This is a genomic window from uncultured Oscillibacter sp. (genome assembly GCF_910587525.1).
GTDB lineage: Bacteria > Bacillota > Clostridia > Oscillospirales > Oscillospiraceae > Oscillibacter.
The window spans coordinates 12,957-29,614 of record NZ_CAJULS010000002.1 but is presented as its reverse complement, the minus strand read 5'-3'; the positions used below and the strand labels follow the sequence as shown (position 1 = coordinate 29,614).

General features: G+C 63.1%; 16 protein-coding genes, 1 riboswitch and 1 other annotated feature. Of the genes, 9 read left to right on the top strand and 7 right to left on the bottom strand.

The window, feature by feature from the left end; translation table 11 throughout:
- Positions 1-393: 393 nt before the first annotated feature.
- A riboswitch (cyclic di-GMP riboswitch) is annotated at positions 394-476 on the bottom strand.
- Positions 477-602: 126 nt separating this feature from the next.
- The 6 genes from prmA to rpsO form a co-directional block, all read right to left on the bottom strand.
- The gene (gene prmA / locus QZ326_RS00425; RefSeq protein WP_295740004.1) at positions 603-1,556 is read right to left on the bottom strand and encodes a 50S ribosomal protein L11 methyltransferase; all 954 of its coding nucleotides are present in this window, start codon (positions 1,554-1,556) and stop codon (positions 603-605) included.
- Between the two features lie 152 nt (positions 1,557-1,708).
- Positions 1,709-2,581, bottom strand: coding sequence for a DegV family protein (locus tag QZ326_RS00420; protein WP_295740001.1), 873 nt, complete (start codon positions 2,579-2,581; stop codon positions 1,709-1,711).
- Positions 2,574-3,146 (bottom strand): DUF1836 domain-containing protein, encoded by a 573-nt coding sequence (locus QZ326_RS00415; protein WP_295739999.1) that lies wholly within the window; start codon positions 3,144-3,146, stop codon positions 2,574-2,576. The genes QZ326_RS00420 and QZ326_RS00415 overlap by 8 nt, the downstream gene beginning before the upstream one ends.
- A gap of 95 nt (positions 3,147-3,241) precedes the next feature.
- The gene (gene mnmE / locus QZ326_RS00410) at positions 3,242-4,654 is read right to left on the bottom strand and encodes a tRNA uridine-5-carboxymethylaminomethyl(34) synthesis GTPase MnmE (RefSeq protein WP_295739996.1); all 1,413 of its coding nucleotides are present in this window, start codon (positions 4,652-4,654) and stop codon (positions 3,242-3,244) included.
- Positions 4,655-4,815: 161 nt separating this feature from the next.
- Positions 4,816-6,966 carry a polyribonucleotide nucleotidyltransferase gene (locus tag QZ326_RS00405; RefSeq protein WP_295739993.1) on the bottom strand — a complete coding sequence of 717 codons (2,151 nt, stop codon included), beginning with the start codon at positions 6,964-6,966 and terminating at the stop codon, positions 4,816-4,818.
- Between the two features lie 174 nt (positions 6,967-7,140).
- Positions 7,141-7,407, bottom strand: coding sequence for a 30S ribosomal protein S15 (gene rpsO, locus QZ326_RS00400; RefSeq protein ID WP_295739990.1), 267 nt, complete (start codon positions 7,405-7,407; stop codon positions 7,141-7,143).
- Between the two features lie 304 nt (positions 7,408-7,711).
- On the opposite strand from rpsO, the gene QZ326_RS00395 reads away from it, so the two are divergent.
- The 5 genes from QZ326_RS00395 (at position 7,712) to QZ326_RS00375 (ending at position 11,924) form a co-directional block, all read left to right on the top strand.
- Positions 7,712-8,113, top strand: a complete 402-nt coding sequence (locus QZ326_RS00395) for a GntR family transcriptional regulator (protein ID WP_295739986.1) — start codon at positions 7,712-7,714, stop codon at positions 8,111-8,113.
- Positions 8,110-9,006 (top strand): ABC transporter ATP-binding protein, encoded by an 897-nt coding sequence (locus QZ326_RS00390; RefSeq protein ID WP_295739984.1) that lies wholly within the window; start codon positions 8,110-8,112, stop codon positions 9,004-9,006. Before QZ326_RS00395 ends, QZ326_RS00390 begins: the two co-directional genes overlap by 4 nt.
- A complete protein-coding gene (locus QZ326_RS00385) occupies positions 8,981-10,960 on the top strand; it encodes a hypothetical protein (protein WP_295739981.1) in 1,980 nt (659 codons plus the stop codon). Before QZ326_RS00390 ends, QZ326_RS00385 begins: the two co-directional genes overlap by 26 nt.
- 3 nt (positions 10,961-10,963) lie before the next feature.
- On the top strand, positions 10,964-11,644 hold the full coding sequence (locus QZ326_RS00380; protein WP_295739977.1) for an N-acetylmuramoyl-L-alanine amidase family protein: 681 nt from the start codon (positions 10,964-10,966) through the stop codon (positions 11,642-11,644).
- Between the two features lie 109 nt (positions 11,645-11,753).
- Complete coding sequence (locus QZ326_RS00375; RefSeq protein WP_016322248.1) at positions 11,754-11,924, top strand: hypothetical protein; 171 nt, start codon at positions 11,754-11,756, stop codon at positions 11,922-11,924.
- A 197-nt stretch (positions 11,925-12,121) separates the two neighbouring features.
- Here QZ326_RS00375 and QZ326_RS00370 read toward each other — a convergent pair whose 3' ends face one another.
- On the bottom strand, positions 12,122-12,337 hold the full coding sequence (locus QZ326_RS00370) for a helix-turn-helix domain-containing protein (RefSeq protein ID WP_295739971.1): 216 nt from the start codon (positions 12,335-12,337) through the stop codon (positions 12,122-12,124).
- Positions 12,338-12,455: 118 nt separating this feature from the next.
- Between QZ326_RS00370 and QZ326_RS00365 the strand changes: the two genes are divergently transcribed.
- The 4 genes from QZ326_RS00365 (at position 12,456) to ileS (ending at position 16,599) form a co-directional block, all read left to right on the top strand.
- The gene (locus QZ326_RS00365) at positions 12,456-12,623 is read left to right on the top strand and encodes a hypothetical protein (RefSeq protein ID WP_295739968.1); all 168 of its coding nucleotides are present in this window, start codon (positions 12,456-12,458) and stop codon (positions 12,621-12,623) included.
- 83 nt (positions 12,624-12,706) lie between these two features.
- Positions 12,707-12,955: a binding site (T-box leader), on the top strand.
- 71 nt (positions 12,956-13,026) lie between these two features.
- Positions 13,027-13,539, top strand: coding sequence for a hypothetical protein (locus QZ326_RS00360; RefSeq protein ID WP_295739965.1), 513 nt, complete (start codon positions 13,027-13,029; stop codon positions 13,537-13,539).
- Complete coding sequence (locus QZ326_RS13330; protein WP_365327859.1) at positions 13,481-13,804, top strand: PF20097 family protein; 324 nt, start codon at positions 13,481-13,483, stop codon at positions 13,802-13,804. Before QZ326_RS00360 ends, QZ326_RS13330 begins: the two co-directional genes overlap by 59 nt.
- 29 nt (positions 13,805-13,833) lie before the next feature.
- A complete protein-coding gene (ileS, locus tag QZ326_RS00355) occupies positions 13,834-16,599 on the top strand; it encodes an isoleucine--tRNA ligase (RefSeq protein ID WP_295739962.1) in 2,766 nt (921 codons plus the stop codon).
- Positions 16,600-16,658 lie beyond the last annotated feature (59 nt).

Here is a 16,658-nt window from a genome sequence, read left to right as displayed (position 1 = left end):
ACCGGGGAAGACCGGGGAAGACCGGGGAAGACCGGGGAAGACCGGGGAAGACCGGGGAAGACCAGGGAAGACCGGGGAAGACCGGGGAAGACAATGCCGGATTGGGACAGAGAAAACCGCCGCCCGGGAGGGACGGCGGTTGGGGAGGGCATTTGCAGTTTTGATTTGGGGATCAGTCGACGAAGGACTCGGCCAGAACGGCGGCGGGGAGCACCTGTCTCCGGCAGGACCTCCCTCTCATAGGGATCCCTCCAATCTTCCAGAATTTTATGCAGAGTTCCGGACGTCTGGAACAGAACATGCGGCGCTTGTCTTTTGCTGTTCGCAGGACAGAAAAAGATGCGTTACGCCATGGCGTAACGCATCCGGCTACATCTGACCACAGATCCGTCATGCCGTAACTGGCGGCCACTCCAAACCGGAAAGGCCCTTTAGCTTTGCGTCACCGGCCTTCACCGGCTTTGCCCTTATCCTGATTCGACATATCATATATTTCCAGGCGTGTCAAGCAGTCTTGCGGAAGAATTTTTGGATTTCCCTCAATTCACAAAACGGACCTTTAGAAAATGTGAAAACAACCAATTTTCACCTGCCGCGGGCCGCTAGCGGCAGGTGAAGGCGTACCAGCCCTTCTGCTCCCGGGTCTCCAGGATGGTGAGCCCTGCCGCCCGCAGGGCCTCCGCCACCTCCGCCTCCCGGCCCTGGATGATGCCGGAACAGAGGAACAGGCCGCCCGCTTTCAGAAAGCCCCGGACCAGAGGCGCCAGGCCGATAATCACATCCGCCACGATGTTGGCGAGAACCACGCCGTATCCGCCGCCGAGGTCTGTCCGCAGGGATTCGTCTGCGAGGACGTTTCCCACCTCCACGGTGTAGACGTCCTTTCCAATGCCGTTGAGAGCGGCGTTTTCATAGGCCACGTCCAGGCACATGCGGTCAATGTCCACCGCCCGGGCGGAAGCGGCGCCCAGTTTCAGAGCGGCGATGGATAAAATGCCGCTGCCGCAGCCCAGGTCCAGCACCCGCTCCCCACCGTGAATCTCCTTTTCCAGGGCGGTGAGGCACAGCCGGGTGGTGGCGTGGTCCCCGGTGCCGAAGGTCAGGCCGGGGTCCAGATACAGAGGAACCCGCTTCCCGGGATCCGCATCCTCCCACTTGGGCACCACCAGCAGCCGATCTCCGATCTCAATGGGCTTGTAATACTGCTTCCAGTTGTTCTCCCAGTCCTCGTCCGCCAGGTTGTCCAGGGACATCATGAGGCTGCCCCAGTCCTGGCCCTGAGCGCGCAGGTCCTCCAGGGCCAGGCGGACCTCCCCCAGCTTGGCGAAGCCTGCCTCGTCCGATTGGAGGTAGAAGGTCACCCGGGACAATCCCTCCATGCGGCGGGAGAGGTCCTCGTCCACGTAGTCCCAATACTGGCGGTTGTCCTCCAGAAACTCCCGGAACTCCGTCTCGTCGTCAATCACCACGCCGTCCACATCCAGGGAGGACAGCATGGCCTCCACCGGCTCCAGGCCGGCGTGGTTGGTATCAATGTGTACTTCCAGCCAATTCAAGCGATATGCCCCTTTCGTGAAATCATGGTCCGAATTTTTTGGGGGGGATGGGCCGCAAAGGGCCGCGGGCCCCGCGGCAGGACCGGACCGGTAAAAGCAAAAGACACCGGGGCCTGCGCCCCTGCGCAGGCCATTTTCCGGGAGCGCCGGAATTACCGGGCCGTGCCCAGAAAGAACAGTGCCATGGTCCCCGGGCCGGAGTGGCTGCCGATTACCGGGCCCACATAGTTGATGTGAATGTCCTTCGTGCCGAAGCGGCGGCGGACCTCCTCTGCCATGAACTCCGCGTCCGCAAGGCAGTCCCCGTGGGAGATGAAAACGGTCTGTTCTCCCGGGGCTATAGCGGTTTTTTCCATCTCATCCACCAGGGCCAGCAGGGAGGCCCGCCGTCCACGGGCCTTGCCGACGGGAGTAAGGTGGCCGCCGCCGTCCACGTGCATCACCGGCTTGATGGAGAGCATGGTGCCAAACAGCGCCGTGGCGGCGCTGATCCGCCCGCCCCGCTTCAAATGGTTCAGATCGTCCACCGTGAACCAGTGGCACACCTTTCCCTTGGTCTTCTCGGCAAAGTCCCGGACCTCCTCCACCGTCCGGCCCTTTTTTTGTTCCTGAGCGCAGAGCCACAGCAGCAGCCCCTGCCCCAGGGAGGCGCACAGGGAGTCCACCACGCAGATCCTGGCCTCCGGAAACTCCGGCCGCAGGTCCTCCGCGGCGATGGAGGCGGACTGATAGGTGGCGGACAGGGCGGAGGAGAAGCTGATGCAGAGAATGTCCCGGCCGGAGGAGAGGACGCGCCGCATCTCCGTCTCGAAGTCCCCCACGCTGACGGCGGCGGTGGTGGCGTCCTGGCCGCCGCGCACCCGGCTGTAAAACTCCGGGAAGGCGATGTCCCGCCCGTCCAGCCAGTTGCGGTACACCGCTTCGCCCATGTGCAGGCTCAGGGGGAGGACGGACAGCTCCAGCTCCTCCGCCATGGCGGCGGTCATGTCGCAGCAGCTGTCCGTCATGATCGTAAATTCACGCATCCTGCCCACGCTCCTTTTTCGCCTTTTTCGCGGGAGCGGCGGTCTCCGGCGCCTGGGCGGTCCGCTGCCGCAGCATGGTCACATAGCGGCTGCTGGCCACGCCGGCGGCGTAGCTCAGGAGGGCGAAGTGGATGGCGGCGTCCGCCAGGCCTCCCTCGCCGCCGGAGCGGCTTTCCATCTCTCCGGCGGTGAGGTTCAGCGCCTTGTCCAGGCTGTCGCAGAAGGCGGCGTAGCCGTCCTGAACAGAGCGGTCGCCCTGGAGCTCCTCCTGGATCAGCAGGTCCATATCCCGGGTGGACATGACCCGCTTCAAAACACAGATTACGGTGAGGTACGCCAGGTGCTCCCGGCTGTACTTCTTGCCCTCCGCCCGGGGCACAAGACCGCTTTTGGTGTAGTTGTTCACCATGGCGGCAGTGAGGCCGTCGTCCTCGTCAAACCGAATAACCTGCCGGTCCATGTAGCTGAGCACCTGGTCCATATACAGGGAGAAATCCGGAAGCTGGTCCCAGTCCACGGGGCGCTGGGTCCGCATCCGCTCCTGCAAAGAGACTGAATCACACATGGCACAATACTCCTTCAAAAGATGTCAACGGTATTTTGTACGGTATTGTATCACAAAGATATGGTTTTGTAAACTATATTTAACGGGTTTTGAGATTATTTTCCCACGCAGAACCGGGAGAAGACAGCGGAGACCAGCTCCTCTCTGGCGGTGCGGCCTGTCAGCTCCCCCAAGGCGTCCAGGGCCTCCTCCACATCGGTGAGGGCGGCGTCGGGGGTCAGGCCGTCCTCCAGGGCGGCGCGGCCCCGGCGGAGGGCGCTTCGCGCCCGGCGGGCGGCGTCCTCCTGGCGGTGGTCCGTGAGAAGGGAGCCGGCCTCTCCGCTGTCCCCAGCGGGAAAAAGGTCCGCTACGGCTTTCTCCAGGTCCTCCATGCCCTCCCCGGTGAGGGCGGAGAGGGAGACGTATGCGGCGGGACACCTCCAGTCCGGGGCCCCGATGGCGCCGATGGACCCGGCGGATTGCCCGGTGAGGTCCCGCTTGGAGGCCACGAGGATCCAGGGCGCGCGCCCTCTGCCCACCTCGTTCAGCAGCCGGAGGAAGGTCTCCCGGAGGGCCGGGGGTATGGGCGTCTCCGGGGCTGCCAGGGTGTCGTCCACCAGGAGGATCAGCTCCGCCTCCTCCATGGCCCGGCGGGAGCGCTCCACGCCCAGCTGCTCCACCGTGTCCTCTGTCTCCCGGAGGCCTGCCGTGTCGATGAGCCGCAGGAGGACTCCTCCGCAGAGGACGGACTCCTCCACCGTGTCCCGGGTGGTGCCGGGGATGTCGGTGACAAGGCAGCGGTCATAGCCCGCCAGGGCGTTGAGCAGAGAGGATTTTCCGGCGTTGGGCAGGCCCACGATGGCGGTGCGGACGCCCTTTTTCAGCACCTGTCCCCGGCGGCAGGCCGCCAGGAGGCGGGTGAGGGCGTCCTCCGCGGAGGCCATGGCCCGGGCGATCTCCGCCGGGTTTACGTCCTGGATGTCCTCGTCCGGGTAGTCCACTACGGCGTAAAAGCGGCTGGCGATGTCCAGCAGGGTTTCCTGAATGGGTTCCAGTACCCGGCGGAGGCCGCCCTCCAGCTGGGCGGCGGCGTTGCGGGCGGCGGCGGCGGTCTCGGCGTCGATCAGGTCGATGACGGCCTCCGCCTGGGTCAGGTCCAGCCGCCCGTTCAAAAAGGCCCGCTTGGTGAACTCCCCGGGCCCGGCCTGCCGCGCCCCGGCGGCAAAGAGGGCGGACAGCAGCTCCCGCAGCACCACGGGGGAGCCGTGGCAGTGGAGCTCGGCGGAGTCCTCCCCGGTGTAGCTGTGGGGGGCGGGAAAGCGGACGGCCAGTCCGCGGTCAATGACGCGGCCCTCTGCGTCCAGCATTTCGCCAAAGACCATTTTACGGGGCTCCTGCCGGGAAAAAGGTGTTTGACTGGCGGCCCGGAAGAGCCGGTCACAGCAGGCGAAACACCCCTGGCCGGAGACCCGGACGACACCGATGGCGGCGGCCGCGGGACCGGTGGCAATGGCGGCAATCGTATCCATGGGATCAGCTCCTTTTGGTTTTTCAAATATGGAAAAGGATATCATATTGACTGCAAAAGTGCAAGGAGGTCGCCCTGTGGGGCGGCATTCCCCGTCCCCCGCGGGACAAAAAGCGGGACGGGCCCCAGGGGGCCCATCCCGCCAACTCCTTAAAAAGGAATTTATTTAATCCGCTCGCCGGCGGCCTCTTTGGCCCTGATCTCCCGGACGGCGTCCTTATGAGAGAGATTCACCCGGCCCTTTTCGTCAATATCAGTGACCTTGACCCACATCATATCTCCGATCTTGCAGGCGTCCTCCACCCGCTCGATCCGGTGGTCCGCCAGCTTGGAGATGTGAACGAGCCCATCCTTGCCGGGGGCCAGCTCCACAAACGCGCCGAAGGTCATCAGCCGCACCACACGGCCATAGTACAGCGTGCCTACCACAGGGACAAACACAATGTCGTCGATGCACTTCTTGGCGGCATCGCAGGCGGCGGCGTCCGCGGCGGCGATAAAGATGGAGCCGTCGTCGTTGATGTCGATCTTGGCACCGGTATCCGCTACAATCTTCTGAATCACACTGCCGCCCTTGCCGATGACATCCCGGATCTTGTCGGGGTCGATGTGCATGGTGATCATCTTGGGCGCGTAGCGGCTTACTTCCGTCCGGGGTGCTCCGATGGCCGGCAGCATGATCTGGTCCAGAATCTGGCAGCGGCCGTCATAGGTGATGTCCAGGGCGTTTTTGATGATCTCCATGGTGAGGCCGTCATTCTTCAGGTCCATCTGAATGGCGGTGATGCCCCTCTTGGTGCCCGCCACCTTGAAGTCCATCTCGCCGTGGAAGTCCTCCACGCCCTGGATATCGATAAAGGTGGTGAAGGAGCCGTCGTCGTCCTGAATGAGGCCGCAGGAGATGCCGGCCACGGGGGCCTTGATGGGCACGCCGGCGTCCATCAGGGCCAGGGTGGAGCCGCAGATGGAGCCCTGGGAGGTGGAGCCGTTGGAGCTGAGCACCTCGGATACCACGCGGATGGCATAGGGGAACTCGTCCTCAGAGGGGATGACGGGCTCCAGAGCCCGCTCGGCCAGGGCGCCGTGGCCCTTCTCCCGGCGGTTGACGGAGCGGGCCCCCCGGGCCTCGCCCACGGAGTAGCCGGGGAAGTTGTAGTGGTGCATATACCGCTTTTCGGTCTCCTCCCAGATGGTGTCCAGCTTCTGGCAGGCGGACAGGGTGTTCAGGGTACACACGGACAGCACCTGGGTCTGGCCGCGGGTAAAGAGGCCGGAGCCGTGGACGCGGGGCAGCACGCCCACCTCGGCGGCCAGGGGCCGGATCTCGTTCTTGGCGCGGCCGTCCACCCGGTGGCCCTCCAGCAGCCAGGCCTTGACAATCTTCTTCTGGAACTTGTAGGTGATCTCGTCCAGGTATTTGTCCATCTCCGGGTACTCGTCCAGGAAGCGCTCGTGCCACTTCTCAATGAGGGCGTTCCACCGGGTCTCCCGGACGTTTTTGTCGTCGGTGTCCATGGCGGCCCTGGCCTCGTCCATGGTGGCGGAGACAATTTTCTCAAACAGCTCCTCGTCGAAGTCGGCGTGGGGATAGTCGAACTTCTCCTTGCCGATCTCGGAAACCATCCGGTTGATGAGCTCCACCTGCTTCTGGTTTTCCTCGTGGGCCATCTGGATGGCCCGGAACATGGTGTCGTTGTCCACCTCGTTGGCCCCGGCTTCAATCATGACCACCTTTTTCCCGGTGGACACCACGGTCACGTCCAGGTCGGAAACCTTCCGCTCCTCGCTGGTGGGGTTGAAGATGAGCTTGCCGTCCACCAGGCCCACCTTCACCGCGCCCACGGGGCCGTGCCAGGGGATGTCGGAAATGGCCAGGGCGGCGGAAGCGCCGATGAGGCCGCAGATCTCCGGGGAGCAGTCGTGGTCCACGCTCATGACCGTGGCCATGATGGAAACGTCGTTGCGGAAGTCGTGGGGGAACAGGGGGCGGATGGGCCGGTCAATGACCCGGCTGGTGAGGACGCCCTTTTCCCCGGGGCGGCCCTCCCGGCGGTTGAAGCTGCCGGGGATGCGGCCCACGGAGTAGAGCTTCTCCTCGAAGTCAACGCTGAGGGGGAAGAAGTCGATGCCGTCCCGGGGACGGGCGGAGGCGGTGGCGCACACCAGCACCCGGGTGTCGCCGTAGCCCACCATAACGGCGGCGTTGGCCAGCTCCGCCAGCTTCCCCACCTCCAGGGTGAGGGGGCGGCCCGCCAGCTCCATTTCGTACTTGCGGTAGTTGGGGAATTGCCTCTTGGTGATAATCGTAGACATTAGTCCTGCTCCTTTTGTATTGGTTTCCGCTGGGGAGCCGGACCGTTTAGCACTTGAAAAGGGAGCCGGAGACCAGCTCTTTTTTCAACTGCTAAAAGTATGCGGCTCTCACGCGGGCTGGGGGAAAATGGAAAGAAGGGCGGCGGGGTTTTCCCGCGCCGCCCTGTTTTCATCTTATTTACGGATGCCGAGCTTGGCAATCAGGGCACGGTAGCGCTCGATGTCCTTCTTCTGGAGATAGTCCAGAAGGCTGCGGCGCTTACCAACCATTTTCAAAAGACCCCGGTTGGAGTGCTTGTCCTGGGGGTTGGCGCGCATGTGCTCGGTGAGCACGTTGATGCGCTCCGTCAGGATGGCGATCTGGACCTCCGGGGAGCCGGTGTCGGTCTCGTGGGTGCGGTTGGCGTCGATGATAGCGGTTTTCTGTTCCTTGCGCAGCATAGTGTATTTCCACCTTTCATAAAATGACCCGCGGTACTGTGCCCCGGGCCGGTGAAGCTCCGCGGGACAAAGTACAGGGGCAAAATCGCAGGCGCGGCCTTCCGCGCCTATCGAAATATATCACACATCCTTCCCATTGTAAAGAAGAAAATACGGATTTTGCACGGATTTTCCAGAGGCGGGCGGGAAAATTTTATCGGAAAGAGGCTCTTGACAACGAAAGCGCACCGTGTTATCCTAAGTGTACTAGTACAGTTAATACAGTTTGCGGCGGACAGACCGCCGCGGAAGGGAAGGTGAGCGGATGATCAGCCTGAATTACCGGGACTCCCGCCCGATCTACGAACAGATCAAGGACGGGCTGCGGAAGCTGATCGTCACAGGCGCCATGGGGCCGGATGAAAAGCTGCCGTCCGTGCGGGCGATGGCAACCCAGCTGTCCATCAACCCCAACACCATCCAGCGGGCATATAACGAGCTGGAGGGGGAGGGGTACATCTACTCTGTGCCCGGCAAGGGGAGCTTCGCCACCGGCAGCGCCGGGGCGGACGAGGCCCGCCGGAAGGAGCTGATGGCCAGGGCCCGGGAGCTGCTGGCAGAGCTGAAATACCTAGGCGTTTCGGCAGAGGAGCTGGCGGCGCTGGTCCGGGAGGAGCCGGAGACGCCGGGCGCCGCAGAGCAAGAGAGAGGGGGAGGACAACGATGATTGAAGTAAATGGCCTGACGAAGCGGTTTGACAGCTTTACGGCCCTGGATGAGGCCGCTGTCACGGTGCCGGCGGGCAGCGTGTACGGCCTGGTGGGCCCCAATGGCGCGGGCAAATCCACTCTGATCCGCCACCTGACGGGCATCTACCGCCAGGACGCGGGCACGGTGCGGATCGGCGGCGAGGACGTGTGGGAGAACGACGCGCTGAAAGCCCGGGTGGGCGTCATTCCCGACGACTGGTATTATTTCAGCCAGTCCACCATCCGGGACATGTGCCGCTTTTACCGGGGGTTTTACCCCAGCTTTTCCATGGAGCGGTACGAGAAGCTGAAGGAGGTCTTCGGCATTGACGAGAAGCGGGCCATCCGCCGCCTCTCCAAGGGTATGCAGAAGCAGGCGGCCTTCTGGCTGGTGCTCAGCTGCATGCCGGACTACCTGATCCTGGACGAGCCGGTGGACGGCCTGGACCCGGTGATGCGGCGGCAGGTGTGGTCGCTGGTGATGGGGGACGTGAGCCAGCGGGGCACCACGGTGCTGGTGAGCTCCCACAACCTGCGGGAGCTGGAGGACGTGTGCGACCACGTGGGCATTATGGACCGGGGCAAAGTGCTGCTGGAGCGGAGCCTGGCCCAATTGCAGGACAACATGGTAAAGCTCCAGGTGGTGTTTCAGGACGGCGTGACGGAGGTCCCGCCCGAGCTGCCGGCGCTTCACGCCTCGAAGATCGGCCGCATTCACACCTTAATTATGCGGATGAACGCCCAGGAGGCCGCGGAGCGGCTGGCGGCGTATAACCCGCTGCTGGTGGACGCGGTGCCGCTGACGCTGGAGGAGATCTTTATTTACGAGCTGGGAGGTGCGGACTATGCGGTCAAAGACATTGTACTTTAATAAAACGCTGTTTCTGAAGGACCTCTCCAGGTTCTGGCCCCTGTGGGGCGGGGCGTCCTTCATCGGGGCGCTGTTCCCGCTGGCCATGCTGTCCAAGCTGCTGCGGTACGGCGGGTACGCCGGGTTTTCGGCGGGCGCGCCGCTGGAGATGACCAAGCTGTATTACGAGGTTTTACAGGCCGCCGTGCCTGTGGTCTGCCTGCTGTACGGCCTTCTGTGCGCCATGGCGGTGTGGAACTACCTCTATAACGCACGCTCCGCCGGCCTGATGCACACCCTGCCCATCCGGCGGGAGGGGCTGTTTGTGACCAGCTTTCTGGCGGGGGCGGCCATGCTGCTGATCCCCTTTGCCGTCACCGGGACGCTGTGTGTCCTCACCTCGGCGGCCTTCGGCCTCTTCGAGCCGGTGGGACTGCTGGTGACCATTCTGGGCGTGCTGGGGGAGAGCTTTTTCTACTTCTCCAGCGCGACGCTTGCGGCCTTCATCACCGGCAACGCCTTCGCCATGCCGGCGCTGTACCTGCTGCTGCACTTCCTGGAGGCGATCCTGGACCTGCTGCTGTCCAACTTCGCCAGGGGCTTCATCTTCGGGTTCAGCACGGACTACACCGGCCTTCTGGAATTTTTGTCCCCCACGGTCTATCTCTACGGGAACGTAATGACGAACGCAGAGTATCGCCAGATCACCAATTCCGCCGGCGAGTATGTCAGAAATGAGCTGGTTTCCGTCCGCATGGAGAACCTGTGGATCATCGCCGTGTACGCCCTGGCGGGGGCGGCGCTGCTGGCGTTTGCCTTCGCCCTCTACCGCCGCCGCCAGAGCGAGCGGGCCGGGGACGTGGTGGCTGTGGGCTGGATGCGGCCCTTCTTCCGGTACGGCGTGGCGGCCCTGGCCGCCCTGCTGGGAGGCCAGCTGATCTACAGCATGTTCTGGTACGACGACTATTTCAAGATGGCGCCTCTGGCGGTGTGTATGGTCCTGGCCGGAGCCATCGGGTACTACGGAGCCTCCATGCTGCTGGCCAAGACTCTGCGGGTGTTCCGGGGCAGCTGGAAGGGCCTGGCCCTGGTGGCGGCGGGGATTGCGGTGGTCTGCGGCGCGCTGAAAATGGATGTTTTCGGCGCGGCGGGCCGGGTGCCGGAGATCAGCCAGATCCAGCGGGCAGAGCTCAACGTGGACAACAATAGCTACACCTTCTATCCCGGGGAGGAGGACGAACTGCTGGAACAGGTGCGGGCGGTCCACGCCGCCATTGCCGCGGACCGGGACTACATTCTCAACTTGGAGCGGGCCGATCTCCCCTCACTTGCGGATGAGGAGGCCCCCTGGACCCACACCACATTCAGCCTGACCTATATCACCACCAGCGGCCAGAAGGTGCGGCGAGTTTACTACGTGCCCCTGACCCGGGAGCGTCTGAGCCAGTCCGGCACTTACGACTATCTGCTGGACCGGCTGGTGAACAGCCAGGAGATGCGCCTCAAGCGCATTCACGCCAACGGCGACGGCTATGAGCCCACCGGCGGCAGCATTTATCTCAACAGCCGGGACGAGGGCTACGACCTCAGCGACCGGGAGGCCGCCGCCATTCTGGAGGCGCTGGCCCGGGACGCCGTGGCGGGCCGCTGGGGCCAGGTCAACTGGCTGGACACCCGTGAGGAGACCCGGGGCACCGCCTACGCCATGAGCCTGAGTCTCAGCTTCCGTCAAAGCCTGGACCAGAACAAATTCAGGCATGACTGGATCGACATCAGTGTGCGGCCGGAGATGACCGCTGTCACCGCCTGCCTCATGGAGCTGGGCCTGGTGACAAGCGCGGACCTGGTGACCTACGCGGAGATGTACCCGGAGGAATACGGCGGGGAGTCGTCCCGGGTTCGGACTCCGCCGGCGGAGGCAGTCTGGCCGGAGACGGTCTCGGAATCCGTCGTGGTTATGGGGACCGTTGGCTGAGCCATGGAGCGTTACAGAAAGAGGCGGCTGAATCCCCGCTTCGTGATTCTCTGCGCCGTGCTGGCGGCGCTGACTCTGGCGGTGATTGCCGCGGGCATCTCCAAGCTGCTGGGAGGCGGAGCCCTCCCGGCAGAGGAGACGCCGGTGCCGGCGTATGTGGAAAAGGACTATCTCACGGTAAATGAGTGGTCCCGCCCAGGAGAGGCGCTGAAAAAGATCAAGGGCGTGGTCATCCACTACGTGGGCAACCCCGGCACCACGGCGCAGGCCAACCGGAATTACTTTGAGTCCCTGTCCTCCGGGAGCACGGCGACCTACGCCAGCAGCCATTTTATCATCGGGCTGGAGGGGGAGGTCATCCAGTGCGTTCCCCTGACGGAGATCGCCTACGCCTCCAACAGCCGCAACGGCGACACGGTGTCTATTGAGGTCTGCCACCCGGACGAGACCGGGGTGTTCAGCCGCCCCTCCTATGAGCGGTGCGTGGAGCTGACTGCGTGGCTGTGTCATGCGTTCCGTCTGGACCCGAAGGAGGACGTGATCCGCCACTACGACGTGACGGGGAAGCTGTGCCCGCTGTACTACGTGGAGGACCCGGAGGCCTGGGACGCCTTTTTGGAGGACGTGTCGGCGGCGGCGGACGCGCTGGAGGCCGCGGAACGCGAGGCCGAAGAAAATTTCTGAAAAATTTTCCGAAAATGTGAAACAAAACGGCCCGCTCTTTCGTCTTATATATAGACGGGCTGTGTACCGTGGAAAAGTGTGTAAAAATTTAGGAAGGGAGCCTTCTGAAATGGAGCAAACAAGGAATGCTGAAAATCTGTGGCGGGTGTGGGTGGACAACCACCGGCGCATCGTGTCCTTTCACGAGGAGGAGGGCTGCCAGCTCATGGAGTTCCGCAGCCGGGAGCTGTTTCTCAGCTGCGTGGAGCAGTATACCGGGAAGCAATACAGATACCAGTGAAAATGGGGGGGCCGCGCGGGCGGCCCCCCCTCTCTTTTTACTCGTGTTTCACGAGGGCGATTTTTGCTTGCCCTGACGGGCGGGGAGGGATACAGCCATGGTGGTGGCTGGTGCATTCCCAGCACGGGCAAAGCCCGTGCGCCGTCCCCGCCCGTGGCGGTCCCCCCCCCGTCCCCCGCAGAGGGAGACTCAACGCCTCACCTTCGATAGGGTGCAGGATCATCCGTAAGCCCCAGCAGGTAGTCCACACTGGTGCCATAGTACAACGCCAGAGCAATGAGCGCAGAGCTGGGCACATCCAGCCCGCCGCTCTCATACCGGGAGTAGGTGGCCTGGGAGATGTGGAGCAGCTCCGCCAGGGCCCGCTGGGGCAGGTCCCGGTCCTCCCGCATGTCCCGTATCCGCTGGTACATCCCATATTCCCCTCCATTCATCCTCCGCCATTCTAAGATATGCGAAAATTGCATATTGATTTTTATACGATAATCGCATAAAATGAGGACAGTATCCATCGAATGGAGGGGAAGGACCTTGACGGCGAGAGATGGGGAGCAAGTCTGGCGGATCTGGGTGGACGCAGAGGCGCGGGTGGTGTCCTTTCACCAGGAGGCGGGGTTTCAGATGCTGGAGTTTCGCAGCTGGGAGTATTTTCAGGCGGCCATTGACCAGTACACCCGGCAGCGGTACCGGTATCAGTGAGAAACCGGGAATCGGAAGCCAAAGTTTTGCGTAAAATGCGGTTGACAAACCAATAAAACGTGGTATGATACGGATAATTGAATAATCTGGCGTAGATAAGGACGAGTAACCGCTCCGGGACCCTGCCAAGAGAGCCGCCGTTTGGTGCGAGGCGGTGAGGGACGGCGGTGAATATCCCCTTGGAGCCTCCCGCTGAAAGACGACGCGAGTAAGCGAGGACGTGTGGCGGGCGTTATTCCGCCGGCCCGTATTGGCGGGCCGTAAGGGGCCGCGCCCCGCAAGGGGGCGGCAAGCGAGAGTGGTACCGCGGAGGATGCGCCTCCGTCTCTTCGGGAGACGGAGGCGTTTTTGTTTTTCGAGGCCTTCCCCGGTCCCGGCGCAATTCAGAAAGGAAGCTGACAGAATGGAAGGCGTCAGAATCGTCATGCAGGACACCCCGGAAAAATTCCAGCCCCTGGCGGAGGCGCTGGTGCCGCCGCTGGTGGAGCTGCTGCGGCAGCGGAACGAGCTGGAACGGGAGATCTGCGCCCGCTCCCTGAAACTCCGGGAGGAACAGGCGGCGGCGGGGATTCCCCCCCACCAGTCGACCCCGGCGGAGGAATCGCTGTGGGAGGAGTACCGCCGCCGGTATCTGGAGCTGGTCACCCCCCGCTGTACGGAGAAGCTGCTGAAATGGGGCGCCGCCGGGAGCTTTGGCAAGCCCGCCAAATACGACTATCTTTTCGATGCCCCGGAGCCCGCGGTCTATTTCACCATGAAGTCCGCCAAAAAGGCCGTGGTGTCCACGGAGAACCCCGTCTCTTACAGCTACCGCTACCGTTTCATTCTGCGGCCTTTCGGGGACGAGTGGAAAATCGATGGCGCGGAGTGCGCCTTCGGCGATCGCGAGGAGTGGGGCGTGGAACGCACGATGTAAGGAGGGCCCGATGAACTGTCCCAAATGCGGCAATAGGATGGAGCCAGGAACAGTGTATTCCCCTCGCGGCTGCCTGTTTTGGACATCCGAACAGGGAAAATTGAAAAATTTTCAACGGCCAAAAGAAGCTGTTCGTCTATGTCCTGTCGGGGACCACACCAAGTCCGCTTTTTCGTCAAAAGTCTTCTCCGCACTCCCCCAGTACCCCGGTACGATTTGCCGGAACTGTGGTGCCATACTATTTTCCTTTGAAAACAAAGAATAACCACTTACCATAAGAGGAGGAACACAAAAATGGACTACAACAAGACCATCAATCTCCCCAAGACCGAATTTCCCATGCGGGCGGGCCTGCCCAAGCGGGAGCCGGAGATGCTGGGGCGCTGGGAGGCCGAGGACATCTACCATGAGCTTCTCAAAAAGAACGAGGGCAAGCCTCTCTTCAACCTCCACGACGGCCCTCCCTTCTCCAACGGCGGCATCCACATGGGCACTGCCATGAACAAGGCCATCAAGGACATCATCACCCGGTCCTACGCCATGCGGGGCTACTACACCCCCTATATCCCCGGCTGGGACAACCACGGGATGCCCATTGAGTCCGCCATCATCAAGCAGAACAAGCTCAACCGCAAGGCCATGAGCGTCCCCGAGTTCCGCTCCGCCTGCCACGAGTTCGCCCAGCACTACGTGGGCGTCCAGATGGAGGCCTTCAAGCGCATCGGCGTTGTGGGGGACTGGGAGCACCCCTACCTGACCATGGACCCCGGCTTTGAGGCCGAGGAGGTAAAGGTCTTCGGCGAGATGTACAAGAAGGGGTATATCTACAAGGGGCTGAAGCCCGTGTACTGGTGCCCCCATGACGAGACCGCCCTGGCGGAGGCGGAGATCGAGTACCAGGACGACCCCTGCACCACCGTCTATGTGAAGTTCCCCATGCACGGGGATCAGGGGAAGCTGGCCCACCTGGATACGGCCAAGCTCTTCTTCGTGATCTGGACCACCACCATCTGGACCCTGCCGGGAAACCTGGCCATCGCCCTGCACCCCAGCGAGAGCTACGCCATTGTCAAGGCTCCAAACGGCGAGAGCTACATCATGGCCGAGGCCCTGGTGGAGAAGGTCATGGGCCTGGGCGGCTTCGACACCTGGGAGACCGTGGAGACCCACCCCGGCAGCTTCTTCGAGAACATGGAGGCGGACCACCCCTTCCTGCCCAAGACCAGCCGCCTGGTGAACGCGGACTACGTCACCATGGACTCCGGCACCGGCTGCGTCCACACCGCCCCCGGCTTCGGCGCGGACGACTACCAGACCTGCAAACGCTACGGCATGGATATGGTGGTCCCCGTGGACGACCAGGGAAAGCACACCGACTACGCCGGAAAGTACGCCGGCATGTCCACCGACGAGTCCAACCCCGTGATCCTCGCCGACATGAAGGAGAGCGGGATGCTCTTCGCCTCTGAGGACATCGTTCACAGCTACCCCCACTGCTGGCGCTGCAAGCACCCCATCATCTTCCGGGCCACCCCCCAGTGGTTTTGCTCCGTGGAGTCCTTCAAGGATGAGGCCTGCGCGGCGGCGGACGAGGTCCGCTGGGTGCCCAAGTGGGGCATCGACCGGATGAAGTCCATGATCCGGGAGCGCACCGACTGGTGCATCTCCCGCCAGCGCCGCTGGGGCCTGCCCATTCCCGTGGTGTACTGCAGGGACTGCGGCAAGCCCATCGTGACGGATGAGACCATCTCCGCCATCTCCGCCCTGTTTGCGGCGGAGGGCTCCAACGCCTGGTTTGAGAAGGATGCGGCGGAGATCCTGCCCGCCGGCTTCGCCTGCCCCCACTGCGGAGGCAAGTCCGGCTTTGACAAGGAGGAGGACACCCTGGACGGCTGGTTCGACTCCGGCTCCACTCACTTCGCCTCTATGAAAAAGGACCAGGGGTTCTGGCCCGCCACCGTCTATATGGAGGGCCTGGACCAGTACCGCGGGTGGTTCCAGTCCTCCCTGCTCACCGCCGTGGGCGCGCTGGGCAAGGGAGCTCCCTTCAAGGAGTGCGTCACCCACGGCTGGACCGTGGACGGCGAGGGCAAGGCCATGCACAAGTCCCTGGGCAACGGCGTGGACCCGGCGGATATCATGAACCAGTACGGCGCGGACATTCTCCGCCTCTGGGCTGCGAACACGGACTACCACGCCGATGTCCGCTGCTCCCACGAGATCTTCAAGCAGCTGAGCCAGAACTACCTGAAATTCCGCAACACCGCCCGGTACTGCCTGGGGAACCTCAGCGGCTTCGATCCCAACCACCTCACCCCCGCTGCGGAGATGGAGGAGCTGGACCGCTGGGCCGTCACCCGCCTGAACACCCTGATGGAGAAGTGTTTCAAGGGCTACGACGAGTATGAGTTCCTCACCGTCACCCACGCCGTCAACGACTTCTGCGTGGTGGAGATGAGCAACTTCTATCTGGACATCATCAAGGACCGGCTGTACTGCGACGAGACGGACGGCCTCTCCCGCCGCAGCGCCCAGACCACCCTGTTCCTGATTCTGGACACCATGACCAAGATCATGGCCCCCATCCTGTGCTTCACCTGCGACGAGATCTGGCAGGCCATGCCCCACCGGGAGTGCGACGATGGGCGGAACGTGCTGTTTAACGACATGAACCAGCCCTTTGCTGAGTACGCGCTGAGCGATGACGCCATGGCCCGTTGGGAGAAGATCATTCAGATCCGTGACGCCGTGAATGGCGCGCTGGAGGCGGCCCGTGCCGGGAAGAAGATCGGCAAGAGCCTGGAGGCCAAGGTGAAACTCACTGTTCCGGCGGAGGACGCTTTCCTGGCGGAGATGGATGCCGGCGCCCTGGCGGACCTGCTGATTGTCTCTCAGGCGGAGGCGGAGACCGGCGCGGCCCTGGCCGTGGCCGTGGAGCCCGCCGGCGGCGCAAAGTGCGAGCGCTGCTGGAAGCAGACCGCCTCCGTGGGCGGCGGCGGCGCCCATCCCACCCTCTGCGCCCGCTGCGCCGCCGCCGTGGCGAATATCCCGGAGTTTTAAGTGCTGTTTTCGCGGCGGCCGGGTCCGCCCGTTTCTCGGCCGCGATAAAATGCGACCAA